1 pseudogene is annotated in these 2743 nt (G+C 21.5%); it reads right to left on the reverse strand.

Going from position 1 to position 2743, the window contains the following annotated elements:
* Positions 1-292: 292 nt before the first annotated feature.
* Positions 293-913: pseudogene (locus GY937_12355) on the reverse strand (hypothetical protein).
* Positions 914-2743 lie beyond the last annotated feature (1830 nt).

The following is a 2743-nucleotide window of genomic DNA, read 5'->3' on the forward strand; positions in this document are numbered from 1 at the left end:
AATAAATAATGGAAAGAAAGATAAGTAAATAATTAACGTTAGAGAATAGAGAATAACGTTTTTATTAATATGCATTGCATTATATTTGTTAATCATGTTCTGCATTATTGGATTTATCTCTTTATTAAACTGCATAATAATCCTATCAAAATTACAACCCCTACATATCCACAGACCCTAACACAAAATCCACAGATCCTAATATTGCAATTAAATCACCTAAATTATACACTCGACAATACGAATTTAATTGATTAATCATCATATAATCATTCGTAATAATATTTGTAGATCAATAATAATAATTAGATAAAAACACTACATAAATACCTTTAGATGATTCAAGGTAGTATTTCATTGATTTAGTATTGGATAAAATACATCCTGAACTTGAAAATATCCCTGAAGATAAATAAAATCCTATTACAGATTGCATAATTGATAAAGAATAAATTACTGAATCATAAAATAAAATATTATATAAAATAATATAAATTATTATAGAGCTATTCATTGACTCATTAATCCTAATCATAAATCTATCAAGACAATCAGAATTCATGGATATATAAATATTATAATCTAATTTATTATAACATTCATTATTCATTATTCTATTATCAAAATATGAATAGGATGCTCTTAAAATTACTCCTGATAAACCAAGATAATAAACTAATGATCTATCAATAATACCTACATGATATATCCGAGATATAAATAATGAAATTGTTGATAAAATATATGATAATTCTTTAATCTTAATAAATAAAAATAAAACTAATAATAATAAAATATTAATAGAAGGATTCTCAAAATCTGTTTTTATATTATTAATTGCTAATAAAGCATTATGAAAACGTGAACCTGATATAGATTCAATATAATTAATAAGCTTCTCTCTTTCTTCAAATCCTCAAAGAAAACAAGTAAATAATCCAATATCTATAATATGTGTAGTTAAAGCTAAACAATGATTAAGTATACGAAATATCTCAACATATAATAAACGAAACAAAGAACTAAATAAACAAGAATAAGATTGAATAAATCTTTCTAATCCTCCTACATATAATAATTCTTGTATAATTGTAGACACATAATCTAATCTATCAAAATAATTAATAGAAGAATTATAATAATTAGAATCAATAAATTTCTCAGATCCTCTATGTAGTAATCCTAATTCAGATCGTATTCATTGAATAATTTCACCATATATTATAGTAATCAATCTTAATACTCCATGTGTTGATGGATGTTGAGGACCAAAATTAAGGAAGATGTAAAGATATTTCATTAGTTGATATAATAATGATTATAATTAAAACCGAATCTAATTTTAGAATTAATAATAGAAGTTGAATGATAAATATCCTATACCACTAACTACTCATAATACATGAGAATTAAAAATATAAAAAGTAGAATAAGGTATAACTGAAGATATATGAATTATACTAATCTTTACAGCATTTACATCTTTATAAATTTATCACATAATGCAGAGATATTTAAAAAATGAAAACAGAAAAAGGATTTAATGATTATATTAGAAATAATAAAACAAATAATAAGAGTAAATATAAATGAAACATTAGAAGTTGTATTAGATAAAAGAAGAATATGAAAAACATGTAATAAATCCAATACCTGATATGATATTATTAAACTACGATTAAGAGGTCTTGGTTATTTATTTTGTATTTGGGTTAGGATATTTGGTAAATTATCTGCTTGTTTATATTTTAGCACAATCTTTATATCTTTCATTATATATTATTTTGATTTCTTGGTTTAGAATTAAATTTATCATAGCAGCAAATCGACTTTTCTATATTATTCCAAACCAAACTTAATATAATTGGTATAATAGTTAGTGCTGTTGAATGGTATTTATATTATTATTGTAATTGGTCTGAATCTATTTTTATTTAATTCTCTTTTTGTTTTTCTCTTATTTATTTATCTTCCTTTAGCATGATCACCTGTTATATTATTTTATATCTGTTATCTCTATTTCCTCATTCATCTGTATTAAGATTTAAATGTTGATTTAATATTATAATGTTTGGATATTCAATTTTATTATATTAGTATTATGTTTTTTTGTATTAAGATGAAATAGTTTAGTATATATTGTAGTATATTTGATTTGATTATTTTTATTATATCCTATTCTATTAACAGCATAATGCTATGTTTACTATTATTAGAATATGCAGCTATATTATTTAGTCTTATATTTATATAAATGATTATTCTATATCAAAAGAAGGTATTATTCACTCATCATTTATTCATACCAACACATGCAATACCACATAATTTACTATTCTATCTTATATATCTCAGAGAGCAACGAAATTTCAGCTGCTTGATCTCCGTATAAATATTTATATTATGTTTATTCTTACTTCATTTTATATTATCTTTCAATAATATCATAACCATAGAAAACCAAATCTAATTTCATCTTCTATTATTTTAGTAAAATTATAATGTAAAAAACGTGAATTATATATTATTATTAATTTATATACCTATCATATTTTATATTTCTTTTTCTATCTTACCTTTATTCAATCTTCCTCTTATTCTAATAGCATTATTATGTTTTCTATTTATTTGCTTCGTTTACTTCTTTTTTACCTTTCGTAGACTTTGACGAAGATTAATAAATCAATAAATTTTATATAAAGATGTAGTAAAGATTAGATAATGATTAATTTCGAGTTATTTA

It is taken from the genome of bacterium (assembly GCA_024228115.1).
In the GTDB taxonomy this organism is placed as follows: domain Bacteria; phylum Myxococcota_A; class UBA9160; order UBA9160; family UBA6930.